19 protein-coding genes and 1 pseudogene are annotated in these 20,713 nt (G+C 56.4%); 2 read left to right on the forward strand and 18 right to left on the reverse strand.

Annotation, left to right across the window (positions count from 1 at the left end):
* Positions 1-89 precede the first annotated feature (89 nt).
* From ACR0AI_RS04725 to ACR0AI_RS04785, 13 genes and pseudogenes are all read right to left on the reverse strand, one after another.
* Positions 90-446 (reverse strand): annotated as a pseudogene (locus ACR0AI_RS04725) (arginase family protein); the annotation flags it as partial.
* 417 nt (positions 447-863) lie between these two features.
* Entirely contained in the window at positions 864-1,133 is a 270-nt protein-coding gene (locus ACR0AI_RS04730) for an HlyU family transcriptional regulator (RefSeq protein WP_480671974.1), read from the reverse strand.
* Positions 1,134-1,283: 150 nt separating this feature from the next.
* The gene (locus ACR0AI_RS04735) at positions 1,284-2,225 is read right to left on the reverse strand and encodes a YHYH protein (protein ID WP_480671976.1); all 942 of its coding nucleotides are present in this window, start codon (positions 2,223-2,225) and stop codon (positions 1,284-1,286) included.
* Between the two features lie 73 nt (positions 2,226-2,298).
* Positions 2,299-3,237 (reverse strand): 3,5-dioxohexanoate:acetyl-CoA acetone transferase, encoded by a 939-nt coding sequence (kce, locus tag ACR0AI_RS04740; protein ID WP_480671978.1) that lies wholly within the window; start codon positions 3,235-3,237, stop codon positions 2,299-2,301.
* A gap of 4 nt (positions 3,238-3,241) precedes the next feature.
* Positions 3,242-4,270, reverse strand: a complete 1,029-nt coding sequence (locus ACR0AI_RS04745) for a branched-chain amino acid ABC transporter permease (protein ID WP_480671980.1) — start codon at positions 4,268-4,270, stop codon at positions 3,242-3,244.
* Positions 4,267-5,130, reverse strand: a complete 864-nt coding sequence (locus ACR0AI_RS04750; protein WP_480671982.1) for a branched-chain amino acid ABC transporter permease — start codon at positions 5,128-5,130, stop codon at positions 4,267-4,269. The genes ACR0AI_RS04745 and ACR0AI_RS04750 overlap by 4 nt, the downstream gene beginning before the upstream one ends.
* Position 5,131: 1 nt before the next feature.
* Positions 5,132-5,839 carry an ABC transporter ATP-binding protein gene (locus ACR0AI_RS04755; protein WP_480671984.1) on the reverse strand — a complete coding sequence of 236 codons (708 nt, stop codon included), beginning with the start codon at positions 5,837-5,839 and terminating at the stop codon, positions 5,132-5,134.
* The gene (locus tag ACR0AI_RS04760; RefSeq protein WP_480701265.1) at positions 5,832-6,560 is read right to left on the reverse strand and encodes an ABC transporter ATP-binding protein; all 729 of its coding nucleotides are present in this window, start codon (positions 6,558-6,560) and stop codon (positions 5,832-5,834) included. Before ACR0AI_RS04760 ends, ACR0AI_RS04755 begins: the two co-directional genes overlap by 8 nt.
* A gap of 50 nt (positions 6,561-6,610) precedes the next feature.
* A complete protein-coding gene (locus ACR0AI_RS04765) occupies positions 6,611-7,891 on the reverse strand; it encodes an ABC transporter substrate-binding protein (protein ID WP_480671988.1) in 1,281 nt (426 codons plus the stop codon).
* A gap of 43 nt (positions 7,892-7,934) precedes the next feature.
* Complete coding sequence (locus ACR0AI_RS04770) at positions 7,935-8,858, reverse strand: 3-hydroxyacyl-CoA dehydrogenase family protein (protein WP_480701267.1); 924 nt, start codon at positions 8,856-8,858, stop codon at positions 7,935-7,937.
* 3 nt (positions 8,859-8,861) lie between these two features.
* Positions 8,862-9,647, reverse strand: a complete 786-nt coding sequence (locus ACR0AI_RS04775) for an SDR family NAD(P)-dependent oxidoreductase (protein WP_480671992.1) — start codon at positions 9,645-9,647, stop codon at positions 8,862-8,864.
* A gap of 11 nt (positions 9,648-9,658) precedes the next feature.
* Positions 9,659-10,003, reverse strand: a complete 345-nt coding sequence (locus ACR0AI_RS04780) for a cupin domain-containing protein (RefSeq protein ID WP_480671994.1) — start codon at positions 10,001-10,003, stop codon at positions 9,659-9,661.
* Positions 10,004-10,064: 61 nt separating this feature from the next.
* Positions 10,065-10,901, reverse strand: a complete 837-nt coding sequence (locus tag ACR0AI_RS04785) for a cyclase family protein (protein ID WP_480671996.1) — start codon at positions 10,899-10,901, stop codon at positions 10,065-10,067.
* 216 nt (positions 10,902-11,117) lie between these two features.
* Between ACR0AI_RS04785 and ACR0AI_RS04790 the strand changes: the two genes are divergently transcribed.
* Positions 11,118-11,864, forward strand: coding sequence for an IclR family transcriptional regulator (locus ACR0AI_RS04790; RefSeq protein WP_480671998.1), 747 nt, complete (start codon positions 11,118-11,120; stop codon positions 11,862-11,864).
* 209 nt (positions 11,865-12,073) lie between these two features.
* On the opposite strand, the gene lpdA is transcribed toward ACR0AI_RS04790, so the two are convergent.
* Positions 12,074-13,468, reverse strand: a complete 1,395-nt coding sequence (gene lpdA, locus ACR0AI_RS04795) for a dihydrolipoyl dehydrogenase (RefSeq protein ID WP_480672000.1) — start codon at positions 13,466-13,468, stop codon at positions 12,074-12,076.
* Positions 13,469-13,684: 216 nt separating this feature from the next.
* Here lpdA and ACR0AI_RS04800 point away from each other — a divergent pair, with 216 nt between their 5' ends.
* On the forward strand, positions 13,685-14,119 hold the full coding sequence (locus ACR0AI_RS04800; RefSeq protein WP_480672002.1) for a hypothetical protein: 435 nt from the start codon (positions 13,685-13,687) through the stop codon (positions 14,117-14,119).
* Here the strand turns inward: ACR0AI_RS04800 and ACR0AI_RS04805 are convergent.
* The 4 genes from ACR0AI_RS04805 to ACR0AI_RS04820 all read right to left on the reverse strand — a co-directional run bounded on the left by ACR0AI_RS04805 (position 14,116) and on the right by ACR0AI_RS04820 (position 20,658).
* Positions 14,116-14,694 (reverse strand): DUF924 family protein, encoded by a 579-nt coding sequence (locus ACR0AI_RS04805; protein WP_480672004.1) that lies wholly within the window; start codon positions 14,692-14,694, stop codon positions 14,116-14,118. The two genes, ACR0AI_RS04800 and ACR0AI_RS04805, sit on opposite strands and share 4 nt — an antisense overlap.
* Before the next feature lie 100 nt (positions 14,695-14,794).
* Positions 14,795-16,075 (reverse strand): MFS transporter, encoded by a 1,281-nt coding sequence (locus ACR0AI_RS04810; RefSeq protein ID WP_170466251.1) that lies wholly within the window; start codon positions 16,073-16,075, stop codon positions 14,795-14,797.
* Positions 16,076-16,187: 112 nt separating this feature from the next.
* Entirely contained in the window at positions 16,188-17,234 is a 1,047-nt protein-coding gene (gene queA, locus ACR0AI_RS04815; protein ID WP_480672371.1) for a tRNA preQ1(34) S-adenosylmethionine ribosyltransferase-isomerase QueA, read from the reverse strand.
* Positions 17,235-17,274: 40 nt separating this feature from the next.
* Positions 17,275-20,658 (reverse strand): YhdP family protein, encoded by a 3,384-nt coding sequence (locus tag ACR0AI_RS04820; RefSeq protein ID WP_480672006.1) that lies wholly within the window; start codon positions 20,656-20,658, stop codon positions 17,275-17,277.
* Between the last annotated feature and the right edge of the window lie 55 nt (positions 20,659-20,713).

Genomic DNA, 20,713 nt, shown 5'->3' on the forward strand with positions numbered 1-20,713 from the left:
CCGCCTGCAATGGCCATTGAGACCAGGATACCGCGGTCTTTGCATTGGTGCTGCATCCCCCTCGTCGAGTTTGATGTTGCCGTTTTTGGTCAGCTCAAGCCGTCCCGGCTGACTTCTAACATCGGATCAACGCCTGCTTGGTATAGAATGAAATCGGGGCGAAATTCGAATACAGTCGGCAATTGGTCGGGCAAAGCTCGAAGGTAATATTCGTTGCCGGAGCCATCCGGCAGTGCAACCTCGAGGTCCACCGGAAACTTGCCGAACGGAAAAATTCTTTCTCTGTGCATTGAAGAGAGGAAAACCGATGGATTGGCGGCGCTACCGTCGTCCTGATGGGCATCAAGATCGATGATTTCGACCATGCTAGCCGCAAACAAGTGGAGCGGCGCGACGGCCTGATCGTTGTAGACGTAATAGCCAAATCCAAACATAGGATCAGCATGGTGCGTGCCGCCAGCGGGCTACTGGGCATCCTGAACCTGGTGCCGACACCGCTTTGCAGTTTCTCGGAGGCCAGCTTGAGAAGGGTTTTGGGCGAAAAGTCTTCATACACTTTGAAGCCACCGCTAAAAACAGCGCAGCAAAAAACTTAACATCATCCGTCGCGTACAGCAGGCATCGACCAAGAATTCGAGAAACTGCTAGGGGCGAAAAAGAGTAAGCCGCAGGTGACGGCAAGACCAAATCCAGAAACCAAGGGGTAAACGGTTAAAGGCAAGCACAAAGTATAGAAAAAAGGGGGCGGTTCAAACCCTGCCTTTTTCGACGTGTTTTTTCCGCCCTGGCTATCCAGTGTGGGCACGAGACTTCTGTCAATTTGCGGCCCCGATCGCGGAATAGGCCTTAAGCTGTCAGTTGCCCTAGTCGAAAATGCGTTCGCCCTGATCGTCAATTACCTGTTTCGCCTTAGCGATACTGAAACTTTCGGCCTGATCCCGACTGTCAAAAACATCCGCCCGGATCACCACACAGGTTTTGCGATCTCCGTCGATGATCTTTTCGATACGGGCCGACAGACGGTATTTGCTACCTTCGGCCATAAGGTCGGGTAAGATCTCGAACCCTTTGTACGAGACGGAAGCCGGCTCGGGCTCTTTAACGCCTCCGAATAGTTTTGACAAAAGAGACATCAGGCGGCTCCTCTAAGCGTTGCACGGGTTAGAGAGTATCGCGGCTCAGCGCCGGAGTTAAGCGCGTTGTAGGGGTAAGTCCCGGGTTCTTCGATCCGAAACATTTCTCTGGCATAGTTCAACATCGCGCCTCAAACTTCGGGGCAACGATCACCTTTTTTCGAATGAGCGATCAGGTTCTCCTACCAGACAGTTCAGTACCCACGGGTAGCTTGTCGTGACATAGTATCCGTACTGGCCATCCACAGTCATGCCATTGCACTTATCCAGATCGCCGGTCCCAGTGAACTCGTAGTCGTCGATATATGTCCCGTCCGGAGTACCGCCCGGCCCGTTAGGCGGCGCAGGCCGAGGCGTTGTTTTGAGTTGGTAGCCGGAAATCGCAGGTCTTATCGTACCATTGCTGTCTTTGAAAATCGTCCCGTAGATCGGAAAGCCGTCAGCTGCGAAGCCAATAACAGGTGACAGTTTATCAAGGTCGTGATCCAAAAACAGAGCATTTGGATTGGAATGGTAGTGATATCTCCCATCGGGCTGGGCGTGAGCATTGTGAAGATCTACGCCAAAATACTGATCGTAGGACGGCGGATCGAGCAGCCAGGGATCAGTGTCTCGACACCCCGCCAGTACATTGCCGTTCTTATCTGCTCGCGGGCCGCTCGGGCGATAACACCCAGCCGAAAGCAAATCGACCGGCACGCCATTCAACAAAATGGCGTCGTAACTCCGTTGCGACAGCGCGGTTTGGTTGCGGGCCTTCTCCGGATTTCTGGGAATCCGAAAAGTGCCAGGCAACTCGCGTACATTGTTAGCGAAGTTGGCTGTAGGCCCATTGAAATCATGGTTGGGAATGCCATTGGTCTTGAGGGTGCAGTGCTGGCTTTCTGCCGAGATTTCGATTTCGGAGTTAAACCGTTGCTGGCGCGTGACGTCCTCGACTGAAGCAGAGTAAACTCCCACATAGTCCGCGCAATCTCCGGACCGGTTGCTGAGCAAAAGGTTGGTGATGTCTTGAGCTTCGTTTTGCGCATGAGCCTGAACGGCAGCAGATCCCGTCAAAAGCGCACTGAATATCAGAATTTTCAATCGCATGGCTCAATCTCCTTGGGCTTTCGGAAATTCCAAAAATGTTAATCGGCTAGGGTTGATTTTGGTCATCCTACCTTCAGAAGGCGACGCGGTCTCCTCCCTTTAGGTCTAGGATTTCCCTTGCTTCATCAGGGGTCGCGACCTGACTGCCCAGATCTTCTAAAATACGTCGAACCTTAGCGACTTGCTGAGCATTGCTTTCGGCCAATTTGCCGCGAGAGATGAACAAACTGTCCTCCAATCCAACGCGAAGGTTACCGCCCATCTGACTGGCTGTCGTAGCGAGCGACATCTGTGCTCCACCTGCGCCCAGCACCGACCACCGGTAATCGTCACCGAACAGCCTGTCGGCCGTGCGTTTCATGAAGATCAAGTTGTCGACCTCAGGCCCGATACCACCGAGGATTCCAAAGATGAACTGAATGAAAATAGGTGCTTTGAACAACCCGATATCCATGCAGAATTTCAGGTTATACAAGTGGCCGACATCGTAGCATTCATGTTCGAATTTGATGTCATGCGGCGCGAGCGTTTCTGCCGCTTCGCGAATGTCCCGGAACGTGTTGCGAAAGATGTTCTGATCGGAGTTCGCGACATAGTCTTTCTCCCAATCAAATTTCCAGTCGTCGTCGCCATACCGGTTGGCCAATGGGTGAAACGAGAAGTTCATCGAACCCATATTCATCGAGCACATTTCAGGGCTGAAAGTCTTGGCCGGATTGATCCGGTCCTGAATGGACAATGTCAGCGACCCACCGGTCGATAGGTTCACAACAGCGTCCGTTGCCTGTTTTATACGGGGCAGGAATGGCGCGAAGTCGTCCGGATCAACGGATGGCGACCCGTTATCAGGGTTGCGGGCATGGAGGTGTAGGATCGACGCTCCGGCCTCGGCGGCCTCGATCGCCTGCCGTGCGATGTCGTCGTAAGTGTACGGGAGCGCATCCGACATGGTTGGTGTGTGGATCGCTCCTGTTACAGCACATGTAATGATAGTCTTTTTCTGACGGGCCATAGGTTCAGTTTTCCTTGGATTGTCCGGTGTGCTTTACGCGATAGCCCAGCGGGAAAAGTTGCAGATCATAGCGGCTACGGATCACGCCCCAGATGCCTTTAGGTGCCTTGAGCATGACGACAATTGCGACTACGCCCAAAACGATCAGGTATGTTGTTCCAAGGTCAGCCAGCGTTTCGCGTAGCGCAAAGAAGACGAGTGTGCCGATGATTGGTCCTTCGATGGTGCCGATGCCCCCGATCACTACGATGAAGATGACGAAGGCGGTCCAGTCGTTGACGCTGAACGCAGCATCCGGCGATATGCGCAGCTTTTGTAGGAAGATGAGAGCGCCGATCATCGCCGTGAACGCCGACGTGACGACGTATACAATGAACTTCGTGCGCCAGATATCGATGCCGAGGCTTCCGGCGGCCAGTTCATTGTCGCGAATTGCCGTCAGCGCCAACCCTTGGCGCGAACGAAGAAAGAGATACACGGCTGTCACCACCAGCACAGCGGCTCCAAGCGCCAGCCAATAACTGAGCGCTTCTCGCATCGCGCGCCCGGAGGCCATTGATTTAACGATGGCGACGGGCAGTGAAGATCCTGACCCTCCACCAAGCGCTGAGATTTGCGCGAAGCTCAGCCGAAAGACTTCTGCGATGACCCAGGTGCCTATGGCAAAATAAGCGCCCCGAAGCCTGAAGATCAGAACTGCGACCGGGATCGAAATCGAAGCCCCTAACAGTCCCGCTGCTGCAATAGCAACCAACGGGCTCAGCCCACCCAGCATCGTAAGTGCGAAGAGCATATAGCCGCCGAAGCCCACATAGGCTTGCTGCCCAACAGAGACGAGACCGGCGTAACCCGCCATGAGGTTCCAAAGGGTGGCGAGTGACAGATAGAGAAACAGCTCTCCCATCAAGCGCATGTCGGCGCGGCCTGCCCACCAGGGCGCTGCAACCAGAACAAGCAAACCGATTGCCGCAAGGATCGCGGCAACTCGTGCTGCTTTAGACGATCGAGAAACAGAGTAGTCCTGCAGGTTCATCCGGAAACCCTCGGGAAGAGGCCGTTCGGACGAACGGCAAGAATGACAAGGAAAGCGATATGTCCGGCAAGCACCTGCCAGCCCGGATCAATCTTGGCTCCGATGGTTTGCGCGACGCCAAGAATAACGCCGCCAATCAGCGTGCCCCAAAGGTTGCCAAGCCCGCCGATAATGACAGCCTCAAAGCCAAAGATCAGGCGACCACCACCGATGGACGGATCAAAGCTTGTCCGAATACCAAGCAGGATACCAGCGACAGCTGTCACGCCGAGGGCCAGCGCCATGGCCAGTCCAAAGATATGCCGACGATTGAGACCCATGAGCTGTGCGATGTCTTGATTGTCAGAAACCGCTCGGAACGCGCGCCCAAGCGCGGTGTGATAGAAGGTCCATTGCAGCCCCCAGACTACAACGATCGCAATCCCGAAGGTTAGTAGCGGTAGTATTCCGAGGGTCACACCACCTACTGCAACGCTGGCTGTTTCCAGTGCACCAGCGTTCAACGTTTGCGGGTCGGCCGTGTAGACCTCCAGCAATCCGTTCTGGATAATTACACTCAACCCAAAGGTTACAAGCAGCGGTGGAAGAATATCGTCGCCCAGAGTTTGGTTCAGCAGGCCGCGTTGAAGGGCATACCCGATTGCCGCCATGGCGGGCACAACGATCACCAGGGCGGCCATCGGATGCATCCCGGTCGCAGTCGTCACGGTCAGCCCGAGATATGCCGCCAACACGATTAGATCGCCATGGGCAATATTGACGAGTCGCATGACCCCAAAGATCAACGACAGACCTGCGGCAAACAGCGCGTATAGCCCGCCCAGCAAAGTTCCCTGCACGATAGCGTTCAGCCATTCCATACTATTCAATCCCGAAATACGCGCGCGAAATGTCTTCGCGCGAAACGGTGTCAGACGCGCTTTCCAGCGATACGCGCCCCTCCTGCAGGCAGTAGACCCGGCTCGAGACCGACAGCGCCTTGGTGATGTCCTGTTCGACGATGATCGCGCTCATGCCCTCGCCGATGATGCCGGGCAGCGCCTCATAGATGTCCTTGATGATGATCGGCGCGAGCCCGAGGCTGATTTCATCGAAGAGGATCAGATCGGGATTGGCCATCAATGCACGCCCGATGGCGACCATCTGTTGCTGACCACCCGACAGCGATGTAGAGGCCTGATCTTTGCGCTCTTCAAGGATCGGGAATAGATCATAGACGGCTTTCAAATCCCAAGGGCCTGAGCGACCAACTTGAGCCCCGATCATCAGGTTTTCTTTGACAGACAAAGAGGGGAATAGCTGTCGACCCTCTGGGACCATCGCCAAGCCAAGCTCTGCAACCTGGTCTGCGCGAAGGCGGCTGATATCCTGACCCCGGTAGTGAATCTGATCCACTCCGTTCGTCAGTAGCCCGGTGATAGACCGCATCAGGGTTGTCTTGCCTGCGCCGTTCGCACCGACAATGGCAAGAACTTCGCCTTCACCAACGTCCAATTCGACATCATAGAGCGCTTGGAAATCGCCGTAGTAGGAGTTCAAGCCCCGTGTTTGGAGAATAGGATCAGGCATCGGCTTCGATCCCCAGATAGATTTCTTTGACTTCAGCGCTTTCCATGATTGCCTGCGGCTCGCCCTCGGCGATCTTCTTTCCGAAGTCTATGACGATCAGACGATCCACGACGGCCAGCAGGGCGTGCACAACATGTTCGATCCAGATGATGGTGACGCCAGAGGCGTGGATGTCTTTGATGGTCTGGACCAGTGACTTGCACTCGGCTTCGGTCAAACCACCTGCAATCTCATCCAGCAATAGCAGTTTGGGCTTGGCGCAAAGCGCACGTGTTAGTTCCAGGCGTTTGCGCTCCAGCAAAGTCAGGCTACCGGCAAGAACGTTTGCCTTGGGCAGCAGTTCTGTTTGGTCCAGAACCTCCAGACAAAAGTTTTCGGCCTTGTGTCCATGCATGCCAGCTGATTGCGTGGCGGCGATCATCGCGTTTTCGAAAACAGTCATGCCCGAAAACGGCTGCGGGACCTGAAAAGAACGCGCGATGCCTGCATGGCTGCGCTTTGCTGCGCTCCATTTGGTGACATTCTGCCCATTGAATTCTATGGCACCCGAGTTCGATTTGAGCGTCCCAGTGATCAGGTTGAACATCGAGGTTTTGCCGGCACCGTTAGGACCTATTACCCCGAGTGCCTCGCCTTGCTGGACCTCATAGCTCAGTGCATCGGCGACAGTGACCGCGCCAAATGCCTTGCTCAGGTCTTGGAGTCTCAAGATTGTCGTCATGCTTCTCTCGGATGGAGGATTTGGCGCTAAGATCGGCGCCGAATGTCTGGTTAGCCCAGCAGTTTCATGTCCGCCGTCACCGGAACCTCTGGCGCCGTGCTGTTCGCAACAATCTGCAGCTCATAGACGTCTCCGGACTTCTGCCACTGGCCACCGACCAGCGGCGTTTTGGTGACGTTGTTCATTGGCCCATCACCCCAATTCACCGGCCCGACAATTGTGTTCAGGTTGGTGGACGTGATTGCCGAAATGATCGAAGACGGGTCTTCCAGATCATCCGCCCGTTTGATGACATCCGCGACGACCTCGAACAGCGCGTGCTTAAAGCCGAGCGGTTGCGTCCAAGGTCGACCCGACTCTGCTGAATAACCTTCGGCAAGGTCTTTCGAGGAAATGCCGGTGAGTGAGGACGAGAACGGATGATGCGGGGACCACCAGACCTCGGTCGACAACCCGTCACCGCGGTCTCCCAGCGATTCAATGACGGATGGGAACAGAAGCGCCTTGCCAATGGTCACGACCTTTGGGTTGAACCCTTGCTGGGCGGCCTGGCTCCAGAACGTAGCGAAATCAGGTGGGATCATGTTACCCGTGACGATTTCGCAGCCGGCAGCCTTGAACGCTGCGATCTGGTTTGAGAAGTCGTCGGACAAAGGCTGATAGCGACCGGGATCGGTCAACGTGTAGCCAGCTGCGGCGAGCGGTTTAGGCAGGCCCAGTTCCGCATCGCCCCAAGCATTACCGTCGGCATCGTTGGGGAATAGACCGCCGACGGTTTTTGTGACACCCGTTTTATCCCACATATCAAGGAACGCCGCGATCACATCCTCCAAACCCCAGAAGAAGTGATAGGTCGTTTCAAAACCCTCACCCGGAACGCCATTGCGGCCAAAGAAATAGGGCTGCCAAGGGCAGTCGGTCGTGATGCAGGGAACTTCGTTGATCTCTGCCTGATCAGCGACAGGGTTCACCGTGTCCGGCGTTGAAGCCGCCACGATGATATCGACCTCATCGCCCAAGATCAGTTCAGCGGCGACCTCGGCTGCACGGTTGGGGTTGGACTGGCTGTCTTTTGAGATAATCTCGACATTCCAGGTCTTTCCATTGTTGTCCAACCCGGCCGAGAAGACCTGCTGGATGGCTTGAAGCACGTACTCGTCGGCCTCGGCGAAACCAGCCAGTGGACCGGTACGCGGGCTGACATTGCCAATCCTTAGCGTCGGGTTTGCCGCATAAGCACGCGTTGCCCGGAGGATGGCCGGAGCAGCGATTGCCGCCGTAGCCCCGGCAATAAAACCGCGCCTTGTGGCCGTCTTAAAAGTCTTTGTCATTGCGTCCTCCCTTCACCGGCCTCCCGCCAGTGTTTGATTGATCTTACAAAGTCTTCTCGAGATTTTTCAGATGTTTCGCGACACGTTTGCGAACCTGATCTGCTTCGCCCTCGGCCCATTTCCTGAACCCTTCGCCTGATTTCATGCCAAGCTTACCTTCATCGACAAGCGACCTGAGGTAACTTGAAGGCCCCTTTTGCACTTCGAGATCGTGCAGCACGTTTTCGTGGATATCGAGCGTCAGGTCGGTGCCCACCAAATCAGCGTTTTCCAGCGGACCGAGTACAGCCAAGCGTCGCCCGAAGCTGGACTTGATCACAGTATCAACAGCTTCTGCATCGCAAATACCGTTTTCCACTAAACTGACAGCTTCGCGCCACAGCGCATGCTGAAGGCGGTTGCCGATAAAACCCGGCACGTCCTTTTCGACCATCACCGGAGTTTTTCCAGCGTCCTTCAGCAGATCGAACATGGTTTGCGCAATCTTGGGGTCAGTCCATTCCGTCTTGATAACTTCAACTAGCGGGATCATGTGCGGGGGATTCCACCAATGGGTTCCCAAAGCTCGGTTTTTCTGTTGCAAACCGGACATGATCTGAGTAATCGGCATGACCGAGGTATTGGATGCGAGTATGCAAGTTTCTGGTGCGTGCGCCTCGATCTCAGCAAAAATCGCTTGCTTGAGCTCCAGTTTTTCGGGTGCCGCTTCGAACACGGCGTCCGCTTTTCGAACCGCACCTTCCGTTGTCGCAAAGATCTCAATCATCTTGAGGGTTTTCGTGATTGTGACCTCGTCATCCCCCATCGCGGCCATACTGGCGCGAATGCGGTCGGGTACGGTGGCTCGCGCCTCTTCAACGGGATCTGTGATGGCGACGTATTGACCGGCTTTTGCCAAAGTCAGGGCGATACCGTGCCCCATTAGACCCGCGCCAATTACCGCTATCTGCTGCTTCTTACGCACCATTCTTTAACCCGCCGTGTATCCGCCGTCGGCATGAAGGATATGCCCGGTGTAAAAATCAGATGCCCGCGACGCGAGAAACAAAAGCGGACCCGCAAGGTCTTCAGGCTCACCAAGTCGTCCTTTGGGAACACGAGTCAGAAAGCCATCGCGCACTGCCTTTGCATCGTCGGTGTCTTCAAACATCCAAGCGGTCAAAGGCGAACGGAATACCGTGGGCGCGATCGCGTTGACGGTAATCCCAGTTGGACCCAGTTCACATCCCAAGGCTTTGGTTATCCCGTTCACAGCAGCCTTTGAAGCGCAATATGCCGTGTAACCGGCCGGGTGGCCCAGGATACTACGAGCAGAACTGACGAAAATGATCTTGCCGTATTCGCTTTGCTTCATGTGCGCCGCCGCCGCGCGTGCCAAAAGCCAGGTTTGGTTCACGTTGGCGTCCATCACTGCATCGAAAGTCTCTGGCGCCATTTCGTTGATCGGCGCAACTTTATTCATGCCTGACGCAACGACCAGAATGTCGAGCTTACCAAAGCTTTTGATGGCTTCGTCGACCAATGCGCCACAGGACGCTTCATCAGTAGGGCGCATATTTATTGCGGCTACGGTCGCACCAAGCGCCTCGCACTCTTTAGCAATGCCATCGACTGCCTCTTGGTTTCCCGCGGCTAAAACAAGGTTGCAACCAGCTCCAGCCAACACGCGGGCAGCAACCATGCCAAAGGCGCCCGACGCTCCAGTGATCAGTGCGACGTCATTTTTTACGTCAAACATCTTAAGTGGATCAGACATTCTTTTCGTCCTTAGCTTTCTGGCGGATACGGAATGACCACCAGCATTTTGCAGGTGTGGTTGGCGCGGTTTTCAATTTTGCGTATTTCGCCCGATGCGATCGTGCAGCTATCCATGGGTCCAAGAGTGGTTTCTGTACCATCAACGATGACGGTCATTTCGCCTTCCAAAACCACGTAGACTTTCTCAAAAGGTGTAGAGTCGGGGCCTGCGCCACCTCCTGGTAAAAACTGGCTGAAGCCGATCCACTGATTTGTCGGCCCACCCTCTTCGAACCCTTGCAAGCGAAGCCCATGACACCCGAAGTGGTTCGGTGCTTCGTAGGGTGACGCGTCTTGAAAACGCTTCAGATGCATGTCCGTCTCCGCTCAAGGTTATTGGCGGCCACCGGCGAACCGGCGACCGGTCCGTGTGTGTTCAGAATTCTTCACCAGCTTCGATGCGGTAGGACTGGTGCTTGTCGATCATTGCAACCAATCGGATGATGCAACCGTCGCCACGGTCCCAGTTCCACGGGAAGAACGCGAAGGTGCACCGCTTGCCGGTCACGGCATCCAGATCGCCGCCGACGTTTTCAATTCCAAGAATGCCTTTAGAGAACAGCATGTTGTGCACTGGCTCCCACTCGGGGAAATCAACTTCCCACGGTGTCCCGCCTGACCACTCAAGATACTCTTTTTCGAGGTGTGGCATGATCGGACCGTTTCGCTGCGGACCGATTGCAGTTGCCAGAGGGTGATCGTTCGCCTGCGTATCGTGGCCAACGACTTTCACACCTTTCTCGATCATCCACTCGGCAGCGGAAGGAACAAGGCCCGGGCAATAAGCAAAGTAGTCACCGTCTTCGTACTGCTTATGCCAACCAGTGTTGATGATCAGCACATCGCCTTTGCGGATTGCATGACCACAGGCCTTTTCCAGATCATCTTCGGTGATTTGCTCCCATTTTTTCTTGGGTACGGAAACCACTAAACCCGAGCCAAAGAAATGGGGGAGCGGTACCTCGTCAATGAACGGCGTTCCCTGAACAACATGCGCTGGCGCATCAATATGCGTGGTCACGTGCATCGTCGTCGTAATCGTCTGAGACAATACGCCGGACTTGGCCATATAGTGCTTTCGGTCGATCTGGACGTCTTTGAAATACGGCCAGTTGGGACACTGAAACCCGTATCTGTGGCTCAGGTTATAGAACTCGAGCCCCATGTCGTTGTCGGTGTTTGCCTGAAACTCAATGCCGCGGATTTCGACCATTGGGCATATCTCCTCTGTTCGCCGACAACGCGGCGGTGTTCGGTTTTCAATTGTCTGGGTGGCCTCCCCACCTGTCCCGTATGATGATGCATACGCACCGTATTACGGTCAACTAAAAACTCACTATACGGTTGACTTGCACCGCATTGTGGTACAACACTTAGAAATCGCTAAACATCCAGAACTACAATGCGAAGACAGAATGGGATGGGTTAAATGTCTGAAAAAGCATATAAAGGTGGCATTCAGGTCATTTCCAGAGCGGCCTCGATTTTACGTGTACTGAAAGAAAACCAATCCGGAATGAGCTTGGGGAAAATCGCCGAGCGTGTTCACCTGCCCCGCTCTACGGTACAGAGAATCACAAGTGCACTTGCTGAAGAAAATCTTATCATAGCAGATGCAAATGGAGGTGGCTTGAGGCTCGGCCCCGAACTAAGCGCTCTCGCAGGCGCCGCGCAGTACAGCATCGTGGAACACTGCCGGCTTCTATTGATGGAACTAACCCAAAAAACTGGGGAAACCACAGACCTCGCTGTGATGCGTGGAATTGGCATGGTTTTTTTGGATCAGGTTCCGGGCGTTTACCGTTTGACCACGGTCTCGCAAGTAGGCGAAGTATTTCCACTAACCACCACGGCAAATGGTAAAGCCTGTCTTGCGCAACTCACAAAAGAGGATGCGATCAAGCTAATCAAAAACGAATGGGACCGGAATGGCATACATAGGAATATAGATGAGTTCCTGTCAGAACTGGATGTGATCCGAGAACACGGCCTAGCCTATGATTTAGATGAGCATTCTGGAGGTGTATCCGCAATTGGGTTTTCTTTCGTCGATTGGGTTGGCGATCTGCACGCGATCTCTATCCCGGTGCCCACTACTCGGTTTGCAAAACAGAGATCAACCATCGAAAAAGCGCTTCTTGAAACAGCCGCCAATATCCAACTAACAATCCGGTGAAGGTCCTCTTTCGCATTACCTATAATTTCTTACCGCATCGGCGGCAAACGTCCGTTCTCTGTTTTTGCAAACCAATGCTGCGTGAAAAACCAATGTCGCCTTGGCGCTCCGCAATGTGCGAGAGCGCCTAAGCTTTCGGCCTAAGTTGAAAAGCTTGAGGCTTCGCCAAACAACAGTGAAATCGACAACTTGGGAGCGCCCCTAACCCATCACATATGGATCACGCGATCATATGCATCGAGAACGCTTTCATGCATCATTTCTGACAGCGTCGGATGCGGGAAGACTGTGTTCATCAGGTCTTCTTCAGTTGTCTCCAACTGGCGACCGACTACGTAACCTTGAATCAACTCGGTCACTTCTGCACCTATCATATGCGCGCCCAGCAGCTCACCGGTCTTGGCGTCGAAGATCGTCTTGATCATGCCCTCAGGCTCTCCTAGCGCAATCGCCTTACCGTTCCCGATGAAGGGGAAGCGGCCGACCTTGATGTCGTAGCCCAACTCTTTGGCTTTGGCTTCGGTATAGCCAACCGAGGCCACCTGTGGGTGACAATAGGTGCAACCTGCGATGCTTTCGGGTTTGACCGGATGCGCGTGTTTACCTGCGATCAGGTCTGCTACCATGACGCCTTCGTGGCTGGCTTTATGAGCCAACCAAGGCGCGCCGGCGATATCTCCAATTGCATAGAGACCATCAACGCCGGTGCGGCAGAACTCATCCGTCACAACATGAGTACGGTCGATTTTCACGCCGAGTGCTTCCAGTCCCAGATTCTCGACATTGCCGACAATGCCAACGGCCGAGATTACCGTGTCGAACTCGTGCTTCTCGACCTTACCTTTGACCTCGATATGCGCGGTGACCTTACCCTTGCCGCGATCAAGCTGCTTGACCATCGCTTTTTCCATGATGGTCATGCCCTGCTTGGTGAAAGCTTTCTTAGCGAAGGCGCTGATCTCGGCATCTTCAACCGGAAGCACGCGGTCCATCACTTCAACCACGGTCGTGTCCGCGCCCAGCGTGTTGTAGAAGCTGGCGAATTCGATCCCGATGGCGCCCGAGCCGATGACGAGCAGTTTCTTCGGCATCCGCGGCGGCTGAAGGGCGTGTTTGTAGGTCCAGACCAGATCGCCATCTGCTTCCAACCCTGGAAGCTCACGCGCACGTGCGCCGGTGGCGAGGACGATGTTCTTGGCGGTCAGCTCTTCGGTGCCCTTCTCGGTTTTGACTGAGACTTTGCCTTTTGCGGAAATCGTCGCCTCGCCCATCACGACACTGACTTTGTTCTTCTTGAGCAAGTGGCCGATCCCACCCGACAACTGGCCGGCAACGCCACGTGAGCGTTTGACCACCGCTTCCAGATCGTAACCGAACTTGTCTGCCGTCAAACCAAAGTCCTTTGCGCGCTCCATCAGATGGAAGACTTCCGAAGAGCGCAGCATTGCCTTGGTTGGGATACAGCCCCAGTTCAGGCAAATGCCGCCCAGATGCTCCCGCTCGACCACGACGGTCTTGAGGCCCAGCTGCGCCGCGCGGATTGCGGCCACATAGCCGCCCGGACCAGCGCCGATTACGATCAGATCAAAAGATTTTTCAGCCATGTGTCCCTCTCGGCCCAGGTCGGTTTGAAATTTAGTTTAGTATTAAACTATTTTTCACAGCGCATCAATATAGACATACCGCGACAAAAGCGACGCCGGTATGTTATGGTCGATACGTGCAGTTTTCAGCCTATACCCAAGCTTTTTCAAAGGCTAGAAAAGAACAGTCGGGGCCTCCACCCGTCTTATATTCACAAAGCATTCGAAAGACTTATCATGGCCAAGACCCTCAAAGACCTTCTCCTTGCACTTCTGAATGCAACGCTGATCCTAGTGGCGCTTTGCCTGTTTTTGGGCTGGAAACTGGCTTCGACGGTGGAGGACGTCACCTCGGGGCTGTCGGAAAAGCTGCAAGTTGTCGCCCCGTTGCGGGACGAGGCGCAGGGTATTCGCGAGCAGCTTTCCGGACTGCGCAGTGATTTGGCCCGCATTCAAGAGGACGGTGTGGTGAGCAACACCGCCGTTTCTCTGCGAATGTCCAATACGCTAGACAAGCTGGAGACGATAGAAACCAAGCTGCAGACCGTTCAGACCAGGTTTGAAGAGTTGGCGGAATCACCTGACCAATTAATTGACTATGCAATTGAGACCTCGGCCGACGTGGTAGCCGACCGGATCATTGCCATCCGTGGATGCGGGCCCGAAAGTTAACCGGCTGCTTGCAACTCACGCACAGTGGAGCCATAGCCGCCCATATCGACATAGGCGGTCTCATGCACGGTTGGGGTGCGTGACAGGGCCTCATTCCGATAGGGGAAGCGTCCGAATTTCCGGATCACCTCGCGATGGGCGCGCGCGTGCAGCAGGTTGCTGGAATCTTCGCTGCTGAGGTTCTGGCACATCAGACGCACACAGCGCTCCTGATCACACAGGTTCTCGGAATGCATCATCGGCAGATAAAAGAACTGCCGCGCGGGTTCGTCGATTTTCAGATCCCAGCCCTTGTCCACCGCGCATTTCGCAGCGGCAAGAGCCGCCCGATCCGACGAAAAAGCCCGTGCCTCGCCGCGGAACATGTTGCGCGGGAATTGGTCTGTTAGGATGATATAAGCCAGAGACCCGCTGGGATATGTCAGCCAGAGCGAAAACTTGCCCTCTGTCGCGGCTTCCCAAGTGGTCAGGAAGCGATCGCGGATCTGCTGATCCAGCGCGTCGTCCTGCATGTACCACCCCTTGGGGCCGACCTCATCCAACCAAAAACTCAATACGTCTTCAGGACCAACCATTGCCCTTAACTCCGTGTGTTGCCCTCCCCAGGGACGTAAGGTCATTTAAGGCTGTTTTACAGATTTGTAACAGTAAAATATTACTACATTTCGGACATATTTAGGCGTTAGCGGAAACATCTTGTGCGTCTTCCTCGGCCTCGGCGGCTTCGATAGCCACTTCCTGGGCCACCTCAAGCGCAACAGGGGATGCGGACGGGTACAGGGGCGACATGGTGCCGGTCTCGTCGACTGGGATCGCCGCGCGCTGCGTCATGCGATACATTGCGTAGCCAGCCATCGCGAACAGCAACGCCGCGATGAACAGGAAAAAGCCCGGAGGTCCAAAGATCCCGTCCCCCATCAACCAACCTGTAATCAGCGGGCCAGCAATCGCGCCCAGGCCGTTGATGAAAAGCAAACCACCAGATGCAGCGGCCATGTCCTCGCGATCTAGAAAATCGTTCGTATGGGCGATTAGCAGGGAATAGAGCGGGTTTGACATACCGCCAATAAAGAAAGCGGTAACCAGAAGGATCGGGAAATTCACCCCGAATAGCATGCCAGCTACGGCACTGGCACCGCCTATGGCTGCCGCCAGCAGGATCAGGAAACGCCGATCCATCCGATCCGAGAACCATCCCAGCGGGTATTGCAGCACGATAGCGCCGATGTAGAAGGCGGCCACGAAGGTCGAAATCTCGATCAGGCTTAGCCCGGCGCGCGCGCCATAGACCGCTGCCATGCCGAACTGCGCGGAGAACACCCCACCCAACAGGAACATGCCCACACAGCCCAAGGGGGATTTGCCCATCAACTCGCGCAGGGTCATGGGTTTGGTGGTGTCGAATGCGGGGGTTGGAGAAATCGACAAGAGGATCGGCGCGAACGAGACAGAAACGAGGATCGACGCGATCACAAATGTTTCATACCCCGCTGGATCGCCCAGCAGAACCAATCCCTGAGCCGAAATGATCCCCAGCATCTGCACAATCATATAGAGCGACAATGCCTGCCCCCGATTCTCATTGCTGGCCGCGTTGTTCAGCCAGCTTTCAGCGGTCACATAAACGCCCGAGAAACAGAAGCCGATCACGGCACGCCCCAGGAACCACGCGATCGGGTCGGTCAGCATCGGATACATGATCATGACCGCGGAAATGAACGAGGCCAGGGCTGCAAAGACACGCACATGGCCAACCCTGCGGATCATCTCAGGCGCGAGGCGCGATCCGCCCAGAAACCCCATGAAATAGGCCGACATCACAAAGGACATCTCCAGGGTCGAGAAACCTTCGATTTCACCACGAACACCCAGAATCGTGCCTTGCAGGCCGTTGCCGACCATCAGCAATCCCATGCCGAGAAGAAGCGCCCAAGCGGTGGACAGAACCTGAATCATTTGGGCCTCCGGGATGTGCCAAGCTGAATTGCGAGTCGTTATGTGATCAAAACAAATGCAGATCGCGCCTGTCTACGACATTCCCTGTCTGACAGTGTCGCGGCTGAGGGTTTTAGGGGATCAGAAGGGATGAATCCCCATATGAGAAGAAGCGATATTTCTGTTCAATCGCATGGGCATAGACGGACCGCATACGCTCCTGCCCCATCAGAGCCGAAACCAGCATCAGCAGGGTCGATTTGGGCAGGTGGAAATTGGTCATCAGTGCGTCCGTCACGTGGAACTTAAAGCCCGGATAAATGAAGATGTCGGTTTCCCCTTCCCAAGGCGCGATCTGACCACTGCGCGCTGCACTTTCGATTAGGCGCAGGGCGGTGGTGCCGATCGGGACCACCCGCCCCCCCTCCGCCTTGGTGGCGCGGATCTCATCAGCGGCCTGCTGGCTGACCCGGCCCCACTCGGCATGCATCTTGTGGGTTGTCACGTCCTCGACCTTGACCGGCAAAAACGTGCCCGCGCCCACATGCAGGGTCACGTGGCTGAACTCCACCCCGCGCTCGGCCAGTGCCGCCATCAGCGCATCGTCAAAATGCAGCGACGCGGTTGGTGCGGCCACAGCGCCCGAGTTGCGCGCCCAGATGGTTTGGTAATCCGTCTTGTCCTGCTCATCCGCCGGACGTTTGGCAGCGATGTAGGGCGGCAAGGGCATCGCACCGGCCTGTTCAAGGGCGGCGTCAAAATCCTCGCCACTGAGGTTGAAGTGCAGATAGGCCTGCCCGTCCTCTACCCGGTCCAGCGTCGCACTGAGATCGTCCGAGAATACGATCTCTTCGCCCGGCTTGACCTTTTTCAGCGGCTTGATCAGCGCGGTCCAGGACCCATCCGCCTGAGGCTCCAGCAACGTCGCCTCGATCGCGGCGGAAACCGGCCCCTGCGCGCTGTCGCGGTGCCGCCGCCCGCTGAGCCTTGCCGGGATCACGCGCGTATCGTTCAACACAAGCCGATCGCCGGGGCGCAGCCAGTTGGGCAGATCGAACACATGGCTGTCCGAAATCGACCTACCCTCGGCCACCAGCAAACGCGCGGATGAGCGCGGGTTGGCGGGCCGGGTGGCAATCAGGTCTTCGGGCAGGTGGAAATCAAAATCGCTTAGTTTCATGGCCGCGCCATACAAGGCCGCAAGAGATTCGGCCATATCCCTAGCGGTCGCTTTTCGGGGCTCCGTAAGTACGCTTGGGTTCGTCAGGTTTGCGCGGTTGAGCGTTCGGCCCATCTGAAACCGTAGGGGCCGGAGGACGCAGAAGGTTGCGCAGGAACAGCGGCGCAAGGCCCGACAGCGGGTTCACCGAGACCTTCGGGTCCGCCAACGGCCCGGTAAGAGAATAATTGAACCCGATGACCCCTTCGCCCTTTTTGGTAAAAACGCTGCCGACCGCATTCAGCAAATAGATCGGTGAAATGGCACCCCGCAGGTTCAACGTCCCGGCCACCGTATTCACCGTTCCGTCAAAAGACAGGCCCATGGACGGGCCAACAGCACTTCCGCTGAGGATCTTGACCTCGGTCGGGGTGATCCGCATCCGGCTGTCGATGGACGAGAAGAAAATGCCCTGGCCAGCCATCTCATCCAGCAACCCGACCAGACTGATTGCGTTCAGCAGCGCAGCCATCGCAGGCGCATCCTGAATACGGGTGCTGACGATACTCAGGATCACGTCATAGCTACCAGCCGCCGCGACCGGTTCCAACTGTACGTCCAACGTTCCGCCCCTTGCTTGCGTCAGCAAACCCGCCGAGCGCAAGACGGCGCCGGCATCGTTCGAGGTCAGCTCTACCGCGCTCCGCGCGCCCCGCGGGGTGAGGCGCCCTTGCATGGCAGCCCCTCCGTTGACACGGGCGTTGAAGGTGCCGTTGACCCCTCCGGTCGTTTGAAACGTGCCCTTGAAGCCGGTCAGCGCCACGCTCTCAGTGACTTGGAGGCGGTCAAGCGTTACGTCGAGATTCGGGCCAGCGCCCGACCCGCTGCCGCCACCCTCGGACTCGCCAAATGTGGCGCGGCCCAGGTTCAGCACCCCGCCAAGAACGCGAATGTCGGGTGCGGCGTTGCCCCGCCCGATCAGCTCGGCCGGAACAGCCAGCCAGTTGCCCAGATCGAAGGAGCTAAAAGACACGCGGTCAAACTCTCCTTCCCGGAAGGTGATCGACGCCGCAGTCCTCAACCCCGCCGCCTGCAGGTTCAAGGCATCAACCTTCAGACCATCGCCCAGCGTTGCATCAGCAGTCAGCGTGCCGCTGGTCGACGCGGGTTTGCGCCATCCTAGCTCGGGGATAGCAAGCGTGACGCCAACCAGATCGGAATAGGCCGACAGTTGCGGCGGTGCGCCTGCACCGATACCGAGCGTAAAATCAGCCGTGCCAGACCCGCTTAGGAAGCTTTGCGGCAATCCGGCCTTCAATTCAGCCATCAGGCGCTGAGACAGCTCGATCTGCCCCGTCAAGGTGCTGCGCTGCGCGGTTTCGCCATCAATCGGCTGTTGCCATTTGGCCTGCACGGGCACATCGCCGAACAGGCCCTGCCCTTCGATCTGCACTCCAGTCTGGTCTCCGGACAGCTCTAGCATCGGTGCGCTAACGGAAAACCCCGGTACCAGACGATCGCTGCTCATGTCTCCGAGAGTGCCTGTAAAGTGAAACTGGGTGTCCTGAAACTTGAGGCCCTTGATCAGCGGTAAGGACAACGTGCCCGTAAGCGCCACATTTCCCTCGGCCATATCGACCGGCAACCCTGCCTTGCTGAGCAGGCTGAGCGGCGGGCGATCCAGTAAGGATAGCGCGGCAGTGACGCCCCCCGTCGCGCTTATCCGTGCAATACCCGGCGTATTTTTTTTGATTTCGGTATCGGGAATAATGAAAGAAGTCCCCGATGCATCCACGAACCCACCCTGATCGGCCATCACCACGCCCTGCTGCGCGGTTGCGGTAAAGCGGTCGTCAATCAGGCTGGCCTGCCCCTGCGCGCCTTCGACCGGAGGCAGGGTCTTGGCAAAACGGATGGTGGCATCCTCGAACCCGAAATCCAGATAAATATCGGGTTTGTTGTCGGGTCGCAAACGCAGCGCGAAATCCATATCCGACAACGCCCCCTTGGAGAGGTTCTTTGTCACCCATTCCCGCGGCTTCGGCGCCAGACGCTCGGGCCAATAGTTTAGGACTTCTTCAGAATCCATCTGGTTCAGATGCGCATCCAGATCGGCCGACCAGCCGTCCGCTAGACCGACTAGCAGACCTGAGGCACGCACGCGGTGGCCGCCATCCTCAATCGTCATCTGACCCACGCGCAGCCGGAACGGGGCAAATTTCATCTGAACGTCCAGATCGGCCCTTTTCAGGTTAAGCGGCTCGGGGAACAGGTTGGCCGGGTTGACGTTGATCCCCGTCAAGCTCCACTGCCCATCCAGACTGTCGAGCGTCCCGTTTTCCACCCCTTGCAGATAGGCTTTGCCTGCTGCCTGCACCGATCCCCAGGCGGAATCGATCGAGACCTCGTTGAAGTCCAGCTCCTGCCGGATGGGATCATAGGTGAAGTAGGTGCTCGCTGAGTCGAACGGGATGGCACGTGTCTCTGGGTTGGGTTGCACCGCCCCGGCGCCTAGATTGAGCGTCGCGAAAACAGGGCCGAACGCCCCTGAGCTATCCACGCTGCCCCGCACCGCGCCCGAGATCGGCGTTTTCAAAACCTGCAACCACGCCAATGCCGGGCTTTGGCCGTAGATGTCTTCGGCCGGCAGGTCGGTGATCGTCACGCCAAAACGTGCCTCGGGCGTGCCCAGAATGCTGGTGTAATTGGCCTCAATCTGGCTGACATAATCGCGCCCGGACAGGACCGAGAAGCCGGTGGCCAACCGCATGTCATCGTCATTGCGGGTCAGCTGAATATGGCCGCCGTCTAGTATCCAGGACCTCCCCAACCGCAGATCGCGATAGTCCAGCGTGATCGCGTCCAACTGCACCGAGGTCAGCGCGGACAGGACCGGAGAAAGGAACACCTCATCCCCGGCCTCGATCAATTCGGCAAGGTTCGATGCGCTTTGCACGGGCGCGCTGCCAGTGCCCACCGTCAGGGTCAGCGCACCGTCGTCACCCCGAGTCAGGGCGATCTGTGCCCCGCTGAGTATGATCCGCTTGGGTCGCACATGACCTCGCAGCAAGGGCCGCATCGCCAGGCTGGCCCGCATATCCGACACTTGGGCGATCTGTTGTCCGGCCCGATCACTGATGGACACATCCGTCAGACGCAAACGGGGCCGCCAGCCTTCGTGAATAATAAAGCTGACATCGCCAAAGCGGATCTGGAGACCGCCCAGATTTTCTTCCAACCGCGCCTCAACGTGACTGCGCAGCCAGGCCGGGGCGTGCATACGCTGGCCCAGAACCATGAACCCCGTGACCACAGCCAGAACGACCAGCAAAACAACGCCGCGCAACGTCCAGATGCCCGCCGTCCGACGGCGCGAGCGGCGACGTTTCGGTTGGCTCGCCTCTTCGCTATTGTCCTGATCCTGCTGCACCAATTTGCGTTCCACGCCTTTCAACCCGTCCGCGTTGCCCTATGATATCGGGCAGCGTTTAAAAACCTTT

It is taken from the genome of Ruegeria sp. BG3, assembly GCF_056538485.1.